The sequence below is a fragment of the Pseudomonas trutticola BRTCR10 genome (assembly GCF_056155105.1).
In genome coordinates this window covers 6,127,611-6,143,034 of record NZ_CM149552.1, presented here as the reverse complement: position 1 = coordinate 6,143,034, position 15,424 = coordinate 6,127,611, and the positions used below count along the sequence as shown (strand labels likewise).

Here is a 15,424-nt window from a genome sequence, read left to right as displayed (position 1 = left end):
CGGTGAGCTTCAAACAGGCGAGGACCGATGACAAAAGCAAAAACAGGCAAGCCAGCGGAAGGATCGCGCAGTCGCTCGCAGATCATCGTGCTGTTCATCGCACTGATCGTGTTCATCATGCTGCTGTTCGCCAACTTCGCTTACCTCAACACCCAGGCGAACTACGACAAACAGTACATCGGCCATGCCGGTGAGCTGCGCGTGCTGTCGCAACGCATCGCCAAGAACGCCACCGAAGCTGCCGCCGGCAAGGCTGCCGCGTTCAAGTTGCTCAGCGATGCGCGCAACGATTTCGCCCAGCGCTGGGGTTACCTGAAAAAGGGCGACCCGGCTACCGGCCTGCCGCCCGCGCCATCCACCGTGCGCCCGGAAATGCGCGCCGTGCAGCTCGACTGGGAACGCCTGCTGAAAAACACCGACGCCATTCTCTCCAGCGAACAGACTGTGCTGTCGCTGCATCAGGTCGCCGCGACACTGGCCGAAACCGTGCCGCAGTTGCAGATCGAATACGAAAAAGTCGTCGAAATCCTCCTGCAACGTGGCGCTCCGGCCGCGCAAGTGGCGATGGCCCAGCGTCAGTCGCTGCTGGCCGAACGCATCCTTGGCGCAGTCAACACCGTACTCGCCGGCGACGAAAATTCACAGCAGGCCGCCGATGCCTTTGGCCGCGATGCCACGCGTTTCGGCCAGGTGCTCAACGGCATGCTGCAAGGCAACCCGACGCTGAAAATCACCCAGGTCGAAGACCGCGATGCCCGCGCCCGTTTGAGCGAGATTTCCGAGCTGTTCCAGTTCGTCTCCGGCTCCGTCGATGAAATTCTCGAAACCTCACCGGAGCTGTTCAAGGTCCGTGAGTCGGCAAGCAACATCTTCAGCCTGTCGCAAACCCTGCTTGACGAAGCCTCGCACCTCGCCAACGGTTTCGAAAACCTCGCCGGCGGGCGCAACACCGACACCATCGGCGGCTATGTGCTGGGCTTGCTGGCGCTGGCCTCGATCATCCTGATCGGCATGGTCATGGTCCGTGAAACCAACCGCCAGTTGCGCGAGACCGCCGAGAAAAACGAGCGCAACCAGAACGCGATCATGCGCCTGCTCGACGAAATCGAAGACCTTGCCGACGGCGATCTGACCGTGACCGCCTCGGTGACCGAAGACTTCACCGGCACCATCGCCGACTCGATCAACTATTCCGTCGATCAACTGCGTGATCTGGTCGCGACGATCAACCTCACCGCCGGCCAGGTCGCCGCAGCGGTACAGGAAACCCAGGCCACCGCCATGCATCTGGCGCAAGCCTCGGAGCATCAGGCGCAGCAGATTTCTGAAGCGTCGACGGCGATCAGCGACATGGCCCAGTCCATCGATCAGGTCTCGGCCAACGCTGCCGAGTCTTCGGCGGTGGCGGAGCGGTCGGTAGAAATCGCCAACAAGGGCAACGAGGTGGTGCACAACACCATCCACGGCATGGACAACATTCGCGAACAGATTCAGGACACCGCCAAGCGCATCAAGCGCCTGGGCGAGTCGTCACAGGAAATCGGCGACATCGTCAGCTTGATCGACGACATCGCCGACCAGACCAACATCCTTGCCCTCAACGCGGCGATTCAGGCGTCGATGGCCGGTGATGCCGGGCGCGGTTTTGCCGTGGTTGCCGACGAAGTGCAGCGACTGGCCGAGCGCTCGTCTGCCGCCACCCGGCAGATCGAAACGCTGGTGCGGGCGATCCAGACCGACACCAATGAAGCGGTCATTTCCATGGAACAGACCACCACCGAAGTGGTGCGCGGCGCACGACTGGCGCAGGATGCCGGAGTGGCCCTGGAAGAAATCGAAGGCGTGTCGAAGACACTCGCGGCGCTGATTCAGAGCATCTCCAACGCGGCGCAGCAGCAGACGACATCGGCCGGGCAGATCTCGCTGACGATGAACGTGATCCAGCAGATCACCACGCAAACGTCGTCGGGCTCCACTGCCACCGCCGAGAGCATCGGCAACCTGACGAAAATGGCCAGCCAGTTGCGCCGTTCGGTCTCCGGTTTCACCTTGCCGGCAGCGCCGACGACGGATAAAGCGTAAGCGGAGTGGTTATGGGTAATCGGCACGACTATGTGGCCCTCGAGTGGGTCAAAGGTGAAATTGCCGAAACGCTGAAACTGGCGCATCAGGCGATAGAAGCCGTGCTCGATGATCCGCAGGCCTTCCCCGGGCTGGACGAGTGTCTGGATTACATCCATCAGGTTCACGGCAGCCTGCAGATCGTCGAGTTCTACGGCGCAGCGCTGCTCGCCGAAGAAATGGAGCATCTGGTCGAAGCCCTGCAACACGAACGCGTCAGTCATCGCGATGAAGCGTTGCACCTGTTGCTGCAAGCGCTGGGACAATTGCCGATCTACCTCGATCGCGTGCAGAGCGCTCGCCGAGATTTGCCGCTGGTGGTTCTGCCGCTGATCAATGATCTGCGCAGCGCTCGCGGCGAAAGCCTGCTCTCGGAAACCAGTCTGTTCAGCCCGCAATTGCCCGAGTTACCGCCGCTGAGTGCAGACGCGTTGGCACTGCTGGAACCGGCCGAGCTGCCGAACGTGCTGCGCAAATTACGCCAGATGCTGCAAATGGCTCTGGTCGGTCTGCTGCGTGAGCAGGATGACCAGACGCACCTGGAATACTTGGCTAAAGTCTTCAGCCGCCTCGAAGCGCTGAGCGGCGAGGCGCCGCTGAGCCCGTTGTGGCAGGTCGCCTCGGCGCTGGTCGAAGGCATGCGCGACGGCGCCATCGCCAACAGCCCGGCGCTGCGCAGCCTGTTCAAGGACGCCGACAAGGAACTCAAACGCCTGCTCGACCAAGGCATGCGCGGCCTCAATCAGCCGCCACCGCCGGAGCTTTTGAAAAGCCTGTTGTTCTATATTGCCAAGGCCGAACATCCCACCGGGCAGATGCTGACCATGAAAGATCGCTACTCCCTGGACGACGCGTTGCCCGACAGCGCGATGGTCGACGAAGAACGCGCGCGCCTGGCCGGCCCCGACCGCGATGCGATGCGCTCGGTGCTGGCGGCATTGTGCGAAGAACTGGTACGGGTCAAGGAACGCCTCGATCTGTTCGTGCGCAGCGACCGTCAACATGCGTCGGATCTGGAAAGTCTGTTGGCGCCGCTGCGGCAGATCGCCGACACCCTCGCGGTGCTCGGTTTCGGCCAGCCGCGCAAGGTCATCATCGATCAACTGGCGGTGGTGCTAAGCCTCGCCCAGGGCCACCGCGAACCCAACGATGCAACGTTGATGGACGTCGCCGGCGCGCTGCTTTATGTCGAGGCGACGCTCGCCGGAATGGTTGGCACGGTCGAGCCGGAAAGTCCGGAAGACTCACGCCTGCCCACCACCGACCTGACGCAGATCCATCAGATCGTCATCAAGGAAGCGCGCATCTGCCTGCAACAGGCCAAGGACATGATCGTCGACTACATCGACGCCGATTGGGACCGCCAGCACCTGCAACCGTTGCCTGAGCTGTTGACTCAGGTGCGCGGTGCATTGGCGATGATTCCGTTGAATCGTGCGGCGAGCCTGGTCGAGGCCTGCAACGGTTTTATCCGCGAACATCTGCTGCTTGATCCGCACGAGCCGGGTTGGGAACAACTCGATCACCTGGCCGATGTCATCAGCAGCCTTGAGTATTACCTTGAACGCCTGAGCGACGACCCGCAGGCCCCGAGCGAACAATTGCTCGACGTCGCGCAAAAGAGCCTCGCCCGTCTCGGTTATTTTCCGGATGAAGAGCCCGACGTGCCGGTTCTCGAGGAGGTCCTCAGCCCCAGCGAAGCGCTGGTGATGCAGGACATGCAGGCGCTGGACGATCCCGAGATTGTGCAGTCGCTGGCCGACGTGTTGGCCAGCCCGGTCTCGGCGGTCAATCCGCCGGCGCTGATCACCCCCGGCAGCCTGATGCCGCCGCCGGCCGATGAAGAGCCGGTCGATGACGAATTGCGTGAAGTGTTCCTCGAAGAGACCGACGAGGTCCTCGAAGTCCTCCACGAATACCTGCCGCGCTGGTCGGCCAATCCGCAGGACCGCGCCGCTCTGACCGAACTGCGCCGCGCCTTTCACACCTTGAAAGGCAGCGGGCGCATGGTCCGTGCGCTGATTCTTGGCGAACTGGCCTGGGCTGTGGAAAACCTGCTCAACCGCGTGCTTGAACAAAGCGTCGAGCCGGGCGCAGTGGTGCCGCAACTGCTCACCGATACGGTGCTGTTGCTGCCGGAACTGATCAGCGAATTCGCCACCAACAGCCAGCGCCAGCGCAGCGATGTCGATCAACTCGCCGCCCGCGCCCACGCCTTGGCCAAGGGTGATGAACCGCTGGCCGCCGAAGACGTCAACGATGTCGCGGCGCTCGATCCGTTGTTGCTGGAGATCTTCCGCAACGAAGCCGAGACGCACTTGGCCAGTCTCAACCGCTTCCTCGATCAAGCCGCCGAGCATGTGCCGCTGCCGGCCAGCGACGAATTGCAGCGCGCCTTGCACACCCTCAAGGGCAGTGCGTCGATGGCTGGCGTACTGCCGATTGCCGAACTGGCAGCGCCGCTCGATCAATTGGCCCGTGAGTTCAAGGCGCATCAACTGCCGCTCGATCTCGATGAAGTGGAATTGCTCCTCGAAGCCGAAGGCCTGTTCCGCGTCGGTTTGCGTCAGCTCAAACACGATCCGCTGGCGCCGATTGTCGGCGCGCAATCGCTGATCAAACGTACCGAAACACTGCTCGCCGAGCGTCTTGAATCGATCCTCAATGCGCCGAACACCGGATTGCGCATCAAGCGTGATCCGCAGTTGCTCAACAACTTCCTCGCCCAGGGCATGGACATCCTGCTCGATGCCGAAAACCTTTTGCAGCGCTGGCAGCAGCATCCCGGCGAACGCCAGGAACTCAGTGCGCTGCTGGATGAACTGACCACCCTCGGCGAAGGTGCGCACCTGGCGGATCTGCTGCCGGTCGATGTGCTCTGCGAAGCGTTGCTCGATCTTTATGGCGCCGTGGAAGAAAGCAGCCTCGCGGTCAGCGACCGGTTTTTCCATGAGGCGCAAAACGCCCACGAAGCGCTGATCAACATGCTCGACGAACTGGCCGCCGGCCAGGAAGTCACGCCGCAGCCTGCGCGGATTCGTGCGTTGCATGAGCTACTCGACGAAAGCCTCGATCCGTCATCCATGGGCCTGATCCGCAGCGATGGCAGCCGCACCTTGAGCATCCGCGAACTGGGCGCGGCGACCGCCGAGCTTGCGCAGAAAACCGTAACGTCCGAACCTGACGACGAGATCGTCGAGATCTTCCTCGAAGAAGCGGTGGATATTCTCGACAGCGCCGGGCAAGCCTTGCAGCGCTGGCTGAATGACCCGGACAACGTCGCGCCGCTGTCGTCGTTGCAGCGCGATTTGCACACCCTCAAGGGTGGTGCGCGGATGGCCGAAGTCGAGACCATCGGCGATCTGGCCCAGGAGCTGGAAAGCCTTTACGAAGGTTTGCTTGATCGGCGTTACAGTCACAGCGAAGCCCTTGGCCGTTTGCTGCACAAGAGCCATGACCGCTTGGCGTTGTTGCTTGAACAGCTGCAAAACCACCAACCGCTGAACCCGGCGCTGGATCTGATCGAATCGATCCGACAGCTGCGTCAGGGCTCATCCGCCACGGCCGAAACGGCGCAACCGGCCATCGATCACGAAGGCGCCGGGCATGACCCGGAGTTGCTGGAAATCTTCCTCGAAGAAGGTTTCGACATCATCGAGAACTCCGGCGCCGCGCTGCTGCGCTGGCAGGCCGAGCCGGGCAATCGCCAGGAAGTGGAAACCCTGCTGCGCGATCTGCACACCCTCAAGGGTGGCGCGCGGATGGTCGAGATCGGCCCGATCGGCGACCTCGCTCACGAACTCGAATACCTTTACGAAAGCATTTCTGCCGGCACGCTGCCTGCGTCGACCGAGCTGTTTGCGCTGGTGCAGCGCGGGCATGACCGACTGGCGCAAATGCTCGATGCCGTGCGCGCCGGGCAACCGTGTCCGCCAGCGGATCGGCTGATCAATGCGATCCAGAGTTTCAGCCATCCGCTGACGCCTGAAGCGCCGCCACTGTTGCCTTTGCCGGTTAAAACCGAGCCTGCGCCACCCGCTGCCGAGGTGGCGGCGGACATGGTCAAGGTCTCTGCCGAGCTGCTCGACGAACTGGTCAATCTGGCCGGGGAGACCTCGATTTTCCGTGGTCGTATCGAACAGCAAGTCAATGACGCACAAGTCGCGCTCAACGAGATGGAAACCACCATCGAGCGCATGCGCGATCAATTGCGCCGGCTCGACACTGAAACCCAGGGGCGTATCCTCAGCCGTCAGCAAGTCGATGCCGAGCGCCTCGGCTACGAGGAATTCGATCCGCTGGAAATGGATCGGCATTCGCAGCTGCAGCAACTGTCGCGGGCGTTGTTCGAGTCCGCTTCCGACTTGCTTGATCTGAAGGAAACCCTCGACCGCCGCAACCACGATGCCGAGAACCTGTTGCAGCAACAGGGCCGCATCAACACCGAATTGCAGGAAGGCCTGATGCGTACGCGCATGGTGCCGTTCGAACGCATGTTGCCGCGCCTCAAGCGCATCGTCCGTCAGGTCGCCGAAGAGCTGAACAAAGACGTCGCGTTTGTCGTCGGCAATGCCGAAGGCGAGATGGATCGCAATGTGCTGGAACGCATGGCCGCACCGCTGGAGCACATGCTGCGCAACGCCGTCGACCATGGTCTGGAGTCTGCCGAAGTGCGCCTGGCGGCGGGCAAACCGGCGCAGGGTACTATCACGCTGGACCTGTCCCGCGAGGGTGGCGACATCGTTTTCGACATCCGCGACGATGGAGCCGGCGTGCCGTTAGACGCCGTACGGCGCAAGGCGATCAAGCGCGGATTGCTCGCGCCGGACGCCGAGATCAGCGACCGCGACGTATTGCAGTTCATCCTTCAGCCGGGTTTCTCCACCGCCGAGAAAATCACCCAGATTTCCGGGCGTGGCGTCGGCATGGACGTGGTGCACGAAGAAGTCCGCCAGTTGGGCGGCAGCATGAGCATTGATTCGGTGCCGGGGCAGGGCGTGCATTTCCGTATTCGCCTGCCGTTCACCGTGTCGGTCAACCGTGCGTTGATGGTGCAGTGCGGTGAGGATCAATATGCGATTCCGCTGAACACCATCGACGGTATTGTCCGTGTCTTGCCGAATGATCTGGACGGCCATTTCCGTCTCGATCCGCCGAGCTATCAATACGGTGGCCAACGCTATGAGTTGTGCTATCTGGGCGAACTGCTGAAAACTTCATCGCGGCCGAAACTGCTGGGGCAGAGCCTGCCGTTGCCAGTGTTGCTGGTGCAGTACAACGACCGACGCATAGCGGTGCAGGTCGACACCATGGCCGGTACTCGCGAGATTGTGGTGAAGAGCCTCGGCCCGCAGTTCGCAGCGGTGCAGGGCGTGTCCGGCGCGACGATTCTCGGCGATGGCCGGGTGGTGCTGATTCTCGATTTGCTGGCGCCGATCCGCGCAATGCAGGCGCGAGTTGCGCAGTATCCGACGCTGCCGGACATCGACAGCGAGCCGCAGAAGCCGTTGCTGGTCATGGTGGTCGACGACTCGGTTACCGTGCGCAAGGTCACCAGTCGTTTGCTCGAACGCCACGGCATGAACGTGCTGACCGCCAAGGACGGTGTCGACGCCATGCTCCTGCTCGAAGAACACATGCCCGACCTGATGCTGCTCGACATCGAAATGCCGCGCATGGACGGCTTCGAAGTCGCCACCCAAGTGCGCAACGACGAACGCCTGCAACACCTGCCCATCATCATGATCACCTCGCGCACCGGCCAGAAACACCGCGACCGCGCCATGGCCATCGGCGTCAACGACTACCTCGGCAAGCCGTATCAGGAATCGGTGTTGCTCGAAAGCATTGCCCACTGGAGCAAGAAACATGCATGAGCGCCGGCACAATCAGCGCAGCAGTCAACTCACCGGTTTGCTGCTGCCGTTGGCGGATCGCAATCTGATCCTGCCCAACGTCGCGGTGGCCGAGCTGATCGACTATCAGGCCAGCGCCTTCGACCTGGACACGCCTCCTTGGTATCTGGGGCGGGTGATGTGGCGCGAGCGGCAGATTCCGCTGCTGAGTTTCGAGTCGGCGTGCGGGCAGAAAATCGTTATCGGCGAGCGGGCGCGGATCGTGATTCTCAATGCGCTCGGTGGATTGCCGGAGTTGAAGTTCATTGCCTTGCTGGTGCAGGGGATTCCGCGGTCTTACAAGCTCGATAGCCAGTTGAGTTATGTCGATGTACCGCTGTGTGCGCTGGAGCAGGCGGCGGTGCAGGTCGGAGAGCAGGTAGCGAAGGTGCCGGATTTGTTGGGGCTGGAGAAGTTGTTGGTGGAGGCTGGCCTGGTCCATTGATCCAGAGCTTTCAGTGATCTGACAGACCCCATCGCTGGCAAGCCAGCTTCCACGGTGTCCGAGTCGTATTCAAATCTGTGAACGCCGCAGAATCCTGTGGGAGCTGGCCTGCAGGTTCTTACAGGGTCCGAGTTGTGTTCGAATCTTGTAAACCACACAAAACCCTGTGGGAGCTGGCTTGCCAGCGATGGGGCCAGTGGCATCAGCAACTTCCTGCCGGCCAACCCCCTGACTCATCGGCGGACTTATCCAGAACTTACGCCGCTTGGGCTGGCCTCTTCGCGAGCAGGCTCGCTCCCACATTAGATCTTCAGTGCCCCCCGGTTTTCGCGGACGATAGAAATCCCCTGTGGGAGCGACCCTGCTCGCGAAGGCGGCGGTGAACGTTACGCTCAGCGTAATGATTCACCACTGCGCTTGATTGATGCTCCAACCCCACACGCCTAACTTTGCTCCACGACAGCGAACCCCGTGGAGTGAGCATGACAACAACAATTTCCCCCGACTCGCGCTGGACGCGGCGGCGTGACGAGAAGCAGCGGCGTCTCGACAAGGTGCGCGGGCTGGCCGACGGTGTGGTGTTGCCCACCGACAAGATCGTCGCCGCGCTCGAAGCGCTGATCCATCCCGGCGACCGTGTGGTGCTGGAGGGAAACAACCAGAAGCAGGCGGATTTCCTCTCGCGCTCGCTGGCCAAGGCCGACCCGGAAAAGCTCCACGACCTGCACATGATCATGCCCAGCGTCGGTCGCTCCGAGCACCTTGATCTGTTCGAACGCGGCATCGCCCGCAAGCTCGATTTCTCTTTCGCCGGCACCCAGAGCCTGCGCATCAGCCAGTTGCTCGAAGACGGCTTGCTGGAAATTGGCGCGATCCACACCTACATCGAACTCTATGCGCGGCTGGTGGTGGACCTGATCCCCAACGTCGTGCTCTCGGCCGGTTTCATGGCCGACCGCGCCGGCAACATCTATACCGGCCCGAGTACCGAAGACACTCCCGCACTGATCGAACCGGCCGCGTTCAGCGACGGCATCGTCATCGTCCAGGTCAACCAATTGGTCGACGACGTCAGCGAACTGCCCCGCGTCGATATCCCGGCCTCATGGGTCGATTTTGTCGTGGTCGCCGACAAGCCGTTCTACATCGAACCGTTGTTCACCCGCGACCCACGGCACATCAAGCCTGTGCATGTGCTGATGGCGATGATGGCGATTCGCGGGATCTACGAAAAACACAACGTGCAGTCGCTCAACCACGGCATCGGTTTCAACACCGCCGCCATCGAACTGATCCTGCCGACTTACGGCGAATCCCTCGGCCTCAAAGGCAAGATCTGCCGCAACTGGACCCTCAACCCGCACCCGACGCTGATCCCGGCGATCGAGAGCGGCTGGGTCGAAAGCGTGCATTGCTTCGGCACTGAACTGGGCATGGAAAACTACATCGCCGCCCGCCCCGACGTGTTCTTCACCGGCCGCGACGGCTCGCTGCGTTCCAACCGGATGTTCTGCCAACTGGCCGGGCAGTACGCGGTGGATCTGTTCATCGGCGCGACGCTGCAGGTCGATGGCGATGGCCATTCCTCGACCGTTACCCGTGGCCGTCTCGCCGGTTTCGGCGGTGCGCCGAACATGGGCCATGACCCGCGCGGGCGCCGTCACGGCACCCCGGCATGGCTCGATATGCGTCACGACGACTCGCAGCAACCGATGCTCGAACGCGGCAAGAAACTCGTGGTGCAAATGGTCGAGACCTTTCAGGAGGGCGGCAAACCGACCTTCGTCGAAACCCTCGACGCGGTGGAAGTGGCGAAGAAAAGCGGCATGCCGCTGGCGCCGATCATGATCTACGGCGACGACGTCACCCACCTGCTCACCGAAGAAGGCATCGCCTACCTGTACAAGGCGCGTTCGCTGGAAGAGCGTCAGGCGATGATCGCCGCCGTAGCGGGCGTCACCGCCATAGGCCTGCGCCACAACCCGAAAGACACCGAACGCATGCGCCGCGAAGGCCTGATCGCCTTGCCCGAAGACCTTGGCATCCGCCGCACTGACGCCACCCGCGAATTGCTCGCGGCGAAAAGCGTGGCTGATCTGGTCGAGTGGTCGGGTGGCTTGTACAACCCGCCCGCCAAATTCAGGAGCTGGTAATGCACGCACTTAACCTGCAAGCGAAACCGCTGTCCCTGGCTGATCGATTGGCCGATCTGGCGGTGGACGCGTTGATCGACGAAGCGGATCTGTCGCCGAAACCGGCACTGGTCGACCGGCGTGGCAACGGCGCGCACACCGATTTGCACCTGGGCCTGATGCACGCTTCGGCGCTGTCGTTATGGCCGGCGTTCAAGGAAATGTCTGAAGCGGCGGTTGAAATCGGTGAAGTAAATTCAACGTTGCGCGAAGCGATTGGCCGCATCGGTCGTGAAGGCGAGCAAGCCATGCTCGCCACCACCAATGGCGTAAACACTCATCGCGGGGCGATCTGGGCGTTGGGGCTTTTGGTCACTGCTGCTGCGCTGGAACCGCAATCCTCCCGCGCCAACGCAGTCTCCCTGCGCGCCGCACGTCTGGCCTTGCTGGATGACCGTTACGCACCCCAACCACTGAGCCACGGCGCCCAGGTCGCCCTGCGTTACGGCGCTCGCGGCGCCCGTGAGGAAGCGCAACTCGGCTTCCCGTCCGTGCTGCAACGTGGCCTGCCGCAACTGAAAAAAAGCCGCACCGCCGGGCATGGCGAACAGAACGCCCGACTCGACGCCTTGCTCGCAATCATGACTGACCTGGCCGACACCTGCGTGCTCTATCGCGCTGGCGAACAAGGCCTGCACGCCATGCAACACGGCGCGCAAGCAGTGCTCGACGCCGGTGGCAGCGCCAGCCTCAGCGGCCGTCGGCGCCTGCACGAACTGGATCAACAACTCATCGCATTGAATGCCTCGCCCGGTGGCGCCGCCGACTTGCTCGCCGCCACGCTGCTGCTCGACCGTATCGAGCGCGACGGCATCCTTCAGGGAGCGTTTTGATGGAAACCTTATCCTTTGAATTCCCCGCCGGGCAGCCGCCACGCGGGCGCGCGCTGGTTGGTTGTGTCGGCTCGGGCGATCTGGAAGTGCTGATCGAACCGGGCCCGGCCGGCAAGCTGACGATCAACGTGCAGACCTCGGTCAACGGTGCGCAGTTGCGTTGGCAGCATCTGTTTGCGCGGATGTTCGACGGCACCACGCCGCCGGCCATGGCCATCGATATCCACGATTTCGGCGCGACACCCGGCGTGGTGCGTCTGCGTCTGGAACAAGGTTTCGAGGAGATCGGCCATGACTGACAGCGCAGCGCTTTTGCACAAACACAGCTTCGTCGAACTCGGTGCGCGGCAACGGGCGAAAGCCTTGCTCGATGCCGGGACCTTCCGCGAACTGCTTGACCCGTTTCAACGCGTCATGTCGCCGTGGCTCGAACGCCAGGGCGTGGTGCCGCAAGCCGATGACGGCGTGGTGATCGCCAAGGGCAGCCTCGACGGTTTGCCGGTGGTGATTGCCGCGATTGAAGGCGCTTTCCAGGGCGGCAGCCTTGGCGAGGTCGGCGGGGCGAAGATTGCCGGTGCGCTGGAACTGGCCGCTGAGGACAACCGTAAAGGCATTCCTACTCGCGCGGTGTTGCTGCTGGAAACCGGTGGCGTGCGCTTGCAGGAAGCCAACCTCGGTTTGGCGGCAATTGCTGATATTCATGCGGCGATTGTCGATTTGCAGCGGTACCAACCGGTGGTCGGTGTGGTGGCGGGCAGCGTCGGCTGTTTCGGCGGCATGTCGATTGCCGCCGCGCTTTGCAGTTATTTGCTGGTGACTCAGGAAGCGCGTCTCGGTTTGAACGGCCCGCAGGTGATTGAGCAGGAAGCCGGGATCGAAGAATACGACTCCCGCGACCGCCCGTTCATTTGGAGCCTGACCGGTGGCGAGCAGCGTTTCGCCAGCGGCTTGGTGGATCGTTATGTCGCCGATGATGTGGCGCAGATTCGTCAGCAGGTCGGCGAATTGCTTCAGCAAGGTTTGTCGGCGCAGCCGCGCAGTCAACGCGCCGAATGGTTTCTGCAACGCCTGAGCAGTTTGAACACTGACCAGCAAATCGAACCGTCGGTGGTTCGCGATCTGTATCAAGGAGAGCGCTCATGAGCGGTTATTCACTGCGCGGTTTGAACTGGTTCATCGCCTTGAGCGCTGGTGCTGTCGCGGTCGAAGGGCTGCCGGCCTCGTTGAGGGTCGCTGACTGTGAGTTGGGGCGTTTTATCGCCGTGGTCGCTGACCCGGACAACCGTTTCCCACGTGCCCGCAATGGCGAAGTCGGTTTGCTCGAAGGCTGGGGTCTGGCCAAGGCTGTGGATGATGCAATCAGCGCTGACCGTGACAAAACGCACAAGCGCCCGATCATCGCCATCGTCGACGTACCGAGTCAGGCTTATGGTCGCCGCGAAGAAGCCCTCGGCATCCATCAGGCTTTGGCCGGCGCTGCGGACAGCTATGCCCGCGCGCGTTTGGCCGGGCATCCGGTGATTGCGTTGCTGGTGGGCAAGGCCATGTCCGGGGCGTTTCTCGCTCATGGTTATCAGGCCAACCGCTTGATAGCGCTGCGCGATCCGGGGGTGATGGTGCATGCGATGGGCAAGGCGTCGGCAGCGCGGGTGACCTTGCGCAGTGTCGAAGAGCTGGAAGCACTGGCCGCCAGTGTGCCGCCGATGGCTTACGACATCGACAGCTATGCCAGCCTCGGATTGCTCTGGGAAACCTTGTCGGTGCAGCAGATCGAACAGCCGACGGCGGAAGATCTATCAAGGGTTAACGAGTGTGTGAAGCAAGCCATCGGCGATATCTCCAACACTGATCTGAGCAATCGCCTCGGCGCAAAAAATCGTGCAGCCTCCAGCAAAGTCCGTGAGTTGCTGAGGGCGCAGTGGTGAAAACGCCTCTGGCCCACGACCTGCTCTGGGGCATGACGCCTGCGCAGTTGCCGGCGGATGCGCCGCTGTGGGCAGTCGAGTCGCTGGCCGCCGGGCAACCGGTGGTGGTGCGCCGAGCCTTGTGCACCGAGGGTTTTGTGGCCGTGGGCGTGCGCGGTGTGTTGCGCGAGCAGCGGCTGGCGGCTTTTATGACGCTCGATTCGATTGCCTGTCGGGTTAGCCCCGAAGCGCTGTGTCATGTCGATTGCGAGCGCGATTTACCGGTCATGCTGGCGCTCAAGCAACTGCGGCCGATGCTTGATGACTGCGGTTGGGTCTGGGGTGTCAGCGGCAGCGTCGGGTTTGAACTGGCCAGTGGTTTTAAAGCGATGCACGCGGCCAGTGATCTCGATCTGATCCTGCGTACCCCGCAACTGCTCACCCGTAATCAGGCACGAAAACTGGTCGCGTTGTTCGATCAGGTCTTGTGCCGGGTCGACATGCAATTGCAGACGCCGTTCGGTGCTGTGGCCCTGCGCGAGTGGGCCAGCGGTTCGGCACGGGTGCTGCTGAAAAACGTCGATCAGGCCTGTCTGGTCGCCGATCCGTGGAATCCGCAGGAGCAGGCAGCGTGAGCAGTCTGCTGGTGTTTCCCGGCCAGGGCGCGCAGCAAGCAGGCATGCTCCAGCGTTTGCCTGGAGAAACGTTGACCGAGGCCAGTGATGTACTCGGTGAAGATGTGCGGTTGCTTGACTCTGCCGAGGCGCTGCGCACAACGAGGGCGGTGCAGCTTTGTCTGCTGATCGCCGGGGTCGCGGCTTCACGGCAGTTGTTGCAGGACGGACTCACGGCGGATTACGTCGCCGGTTTGTCCATCGGTGCTTACCCGGCAGCGGTGGTTGCGGGTGCATTGAGCTTCAGCGATGCGTTGCATCTGGTCAGCCTGCGTGGCGAGCTGATGCAGCAGGCTTATCCACAGGGCTATGGCATGACCGCAATCATCGGTCTGCAGTTATCCACCGTCGAAACGCTGCTGGCGCAGGTGCACAGCGAAGCTACGCCGGTGTACCTGGCCAACATCAACGCCGATAACCAGGTCGTCATTGCCGGCAGCGACGAGGCGATGCAAGCGGTCGCCGAACTGGCGCGCGGCCGTGGTGCCGGTCTGGCAAAGCGTCTGGCGGTGAGTGTGCCGTCGCACTGCCCGCTGCTGGAAAAACCGGCGCAAACCCTTGCCGAAGCCTTCGCCAAGGTAGAACTGAAAGCCCCAAAAATTGCTTACCTGAGCGGCAGTCGTGCGCGTCCGGTCATCAAGCGCGAAGCGCTACGCGACGACCTCGCTTTCAACATGTGCCGCGTGGTGGACTGGCGCGGCACCGTGCAAAGCGCTTACGAGCGCGGTGTACGGTTACAGATCGAACTGCCGCCCGGTGCGGTGCTGACCGGGCTGGCGCGCCGGGTGTTCGAATCGGGCACAGTCACTGCCTTCGACAGTGCGCGGCTCGACACCTTGCAGGCGCTGTTGCGTGAGGAGGGAAGCCGCCAACTCTAAACCGCCGCGACTCAGGCTTCGAACAACAAAAACAACATTCGACGATGCACTTTGAGGACTACAACAATGATTATTTACGGTGTGGCGCTGTTGGCGATCTGTACGCTGGCAGGGGTGATCATGGGTGACATGCTCGGTGTGCTGCTGGGCGTCAAATCCAATGTCGGCGGGGTCGGCATCGCCATGATCCTGTTGATCTGCGCGCGGTTGTGGATGCAGAAGCGCGGTGGCATGACCAAGGATTGCGAGATGGGCGTCGGCTTCTGGGGCGCGATGTATATTCCGGTGGTGGTGGCGATGGCTGCGCAACAAAACGTCGTCACCGCCCTGCACGGCGGACCGGTGGCGGTGCTGGCGGCAATCGGTTCGGTGGTGGTGTGTGGTTGCACGATTGCCTTGATCAGCCGCACCCATAAGGGCGAGCCATTGCCCGACGAACCGGTGGAAGTCACTCCGGTCGGCACCCCGGTAGGAGGTCGCTGA

Annotated in this window: 11 protein-coding genes; all 11 read left to right on the top strand. The window is 62.2% G+C overall.

Translation table 11 applies throughout. From position 1 onward, the window contains the following. Nucleotides 1-27 precede the first annotated feature (27 nt). The 11 genes from ACVVH8_RS27895 (at nt 28) to madL (ending at nt 15,424) form a co-directional block, all read left to right on the top strand. The gene (locus tag ACVVH8_RS27895; RefSeq protein ID WP_103304295.1) at nt 28-2,082 is read left to right on the top strand and encodes a methyl-accepting chemotaxis protein; all 2,055 of its coding nucleotides are present in this window, start codon (nt 28-30) and stop codon (nt 2,080-2,082) included. Nucleotides 2,083-2,093: 11 nt separating this feature from the next. Beyond that, nucleotides 2,094-7,997, top strand: coding sequence for a hybrid sensor histidine kinase/response regulator (locus ACVVH8_RS27890; protein ID WP_475227401.1), 5,904 nt, complete (start codon nt 2,094-2,096; stop codon nt 7,995-7,997). Next, nucleotides 7,990-8,460 carry a chemotaxis protein CheW gene (locus ACVVH8_RS27885; RefSeq protein WP_103304293.1) on the top strand — a complete coding sequence of 157 codons (471 nt, stop codon included), beginning with the start codon at nt 7,990-7,992 and terminating at the stop codon, nt 8,458-8,460. The genes ACVVH8_RS27890 and ACVVH8_RS27885 overlap by 8 nt, the downstream gene beginning before the upstream one ends. Before the next feature lie 482 nt (nt 8,461-8,942). Then, the gene (gene mdcA, locus ACVVH8_RS27880) at nt 8,943-10,613 is read left to right on the top strand and encodes a malonate decarboxylase subunit alpha (RefSeq protein ID WP_093429846.1); all 1,671 of its coding nucleotides are present in this window, start codon (nt 8,943-8,945) and stop codon (nt 10,611-10,613) included. Further along, nucleotides 10,613-11,485 (top strand): triphosphoribosyl-dephospho-CoA synthase, encoded by an 873-nt coding sequence (locus tag ACVVH8_RS27875; protein WP_475227399.1) that lies wholly within the window; start codon nt 10,613-10,615, stop codon nt 11,483-11,485. The genes mdcA and ACVVH8_RS27875 overlap by 1 nt, the downstream gene beginning before the upstream one ends. Continuing rightward, a complete protein-coding gene (locus tag ACVVH8_RS27870) occupies nt 11,485-11,784 on the top strand; it encodes a malonate decarboxylase subunit delta (protein ID WP_103304291.1) in 300 nt (99 codons plus the stop codon). Before ACVVH8_RS27875 ends, ACVVH8_RS27870 begins: the two co-directional genes overlap by 1 nt. After that, complete coding sequence (locus tag ACVVH8_RS27865; protein WP_475227396.1) at nt 11,777-12,628, top strand: biotin-independent malonate decarboxylase subunit beta; 852 nt, start codon at nt 11,777-11,779, stop codon at nt 12,626-12,628. The genes ACVVH8_RS27870 and ACVVH8_RS27865 overlap by 8 nt, the downstream gene beginning before the upstream one ends. After that, nucleotides 12,625-13,410 carry a biotin-independent malonate decarboxylase subunit gamma gene (gene mdcE, locus ACVVH8_RS27860; protein ID WP_475227394.1) on the top strand — a complete coding sequence of 262 codons (786 nt, stop codon included), beginning with the start codon at nt 12,625-12,627 and terminating at the stop codon, nt 13,408-13,410. Before ACVVH8_RS27865 ends, mdcE begins: the two co-directional genes overlap by 4 nt. Beyond that, nucleotides 13,404-14,024, top strand: coding sequence for a malonate decarboxylase holo-ACP synthase (locus ACVVH8_RS27855; RefSeq protein ID WP_475227392.1), 621 nt, complete (start codon nt 13,404-13,406; stop codon nt 14,022-14,024). Before mdcE ends, ACVVH8_RS27855 begins: the two co-directional genes overlap by 7 nt. Then, nucleotides 14,021-14,941, top strand: a complete 921-nt coding sequence (mdcH, locus tag ACVVH8_RS27850) for a malonate decarboxylase subunit epsilon (protein ID WP_475227389.1) — start codon at nt 14,021-14,023, stop codon at nt 14,939-14,941. Before ACVVH8_RS27855 ends, mdcH begins: the two co-directional genes overlap by 4 nt. Nucleotides 14,942-15,007: 66 nt before the next feature. Further along, nucleotides 15,008-15,424 (top strand): malonate transporter subunit MadL, encoded by a 417-nt coding sequence (gene madL / locus ACVVH8_RS27845; protein WP_003229065.1) that lies wholly within the window; start codon nt 15,008-15,010, stop codon nt 15,422-15,424.

Bases quoted from the DNA above. Each gene is read 5' to 3' on its own strand.
- ACVVH8_RS27895 (WP_103304295.1), top strand. From the start codon at position 28: ATGACAAAAGCAAAAACAGGCAAGCCAGCGGAAGGATCGCGCAGTCGC.
- ACVVH8_RS27890 (WP_475227401.1), top strand. From the start codon at position 2,094: ATGGGTAATCGGCACGACTATGTGGCCCTCGAGTGGGTCAAAGGTGAA.
- ACVVH8_RS27885 (WP_103304293.1), top strand. From the start codon at position 7,990: ATGCATGAGCGCCGGCACAATCAGCGCAGCAGTCAACTCACCGGTTTG.
- mdcA (WP_093429846.1), top strand. From the start codon at position 8,943: ATGACAACAACAATTTCCCCCGACTCGCGCTGGACGCGGCGGCGTGAC.
- ACVVH8_RS27875 (WP_475227399.1), top strand. From the start codon at position 10,613: ATGCACGCACTTAACCTGCAAGCGAAACCGCTGTCCCTGGCTGATCGA.
- ACVVH8_RS27870 (WP_103304291.1), top strand. From the start codon at position 11,485: ATGGAAACCTTATCCTTTGAATTCCCCGCCGGGCAGCCGCCACGCGGG.
- ACVVH8_RS27865 (WP_475227396.1), top strand. From the start codon at position 11,777: ATGACTGACAGCGCAGCGCTTTTGCACAAACACAGCTTCGTCGAACTC.
- mdcE (WP_475227394.1), top strand. From the start codon at position 12,625: ATGAGCGGTTATTCACTGCGCGGTTTGAACTGGTTCATCGCCTTGAGC.
- madL (WP_003229065.1), top strand. From the start codon at position 15,008: ATGATTATTTACGGTGTGGCGCTGTTGGCGATCTGTACGCTGGCAGGG.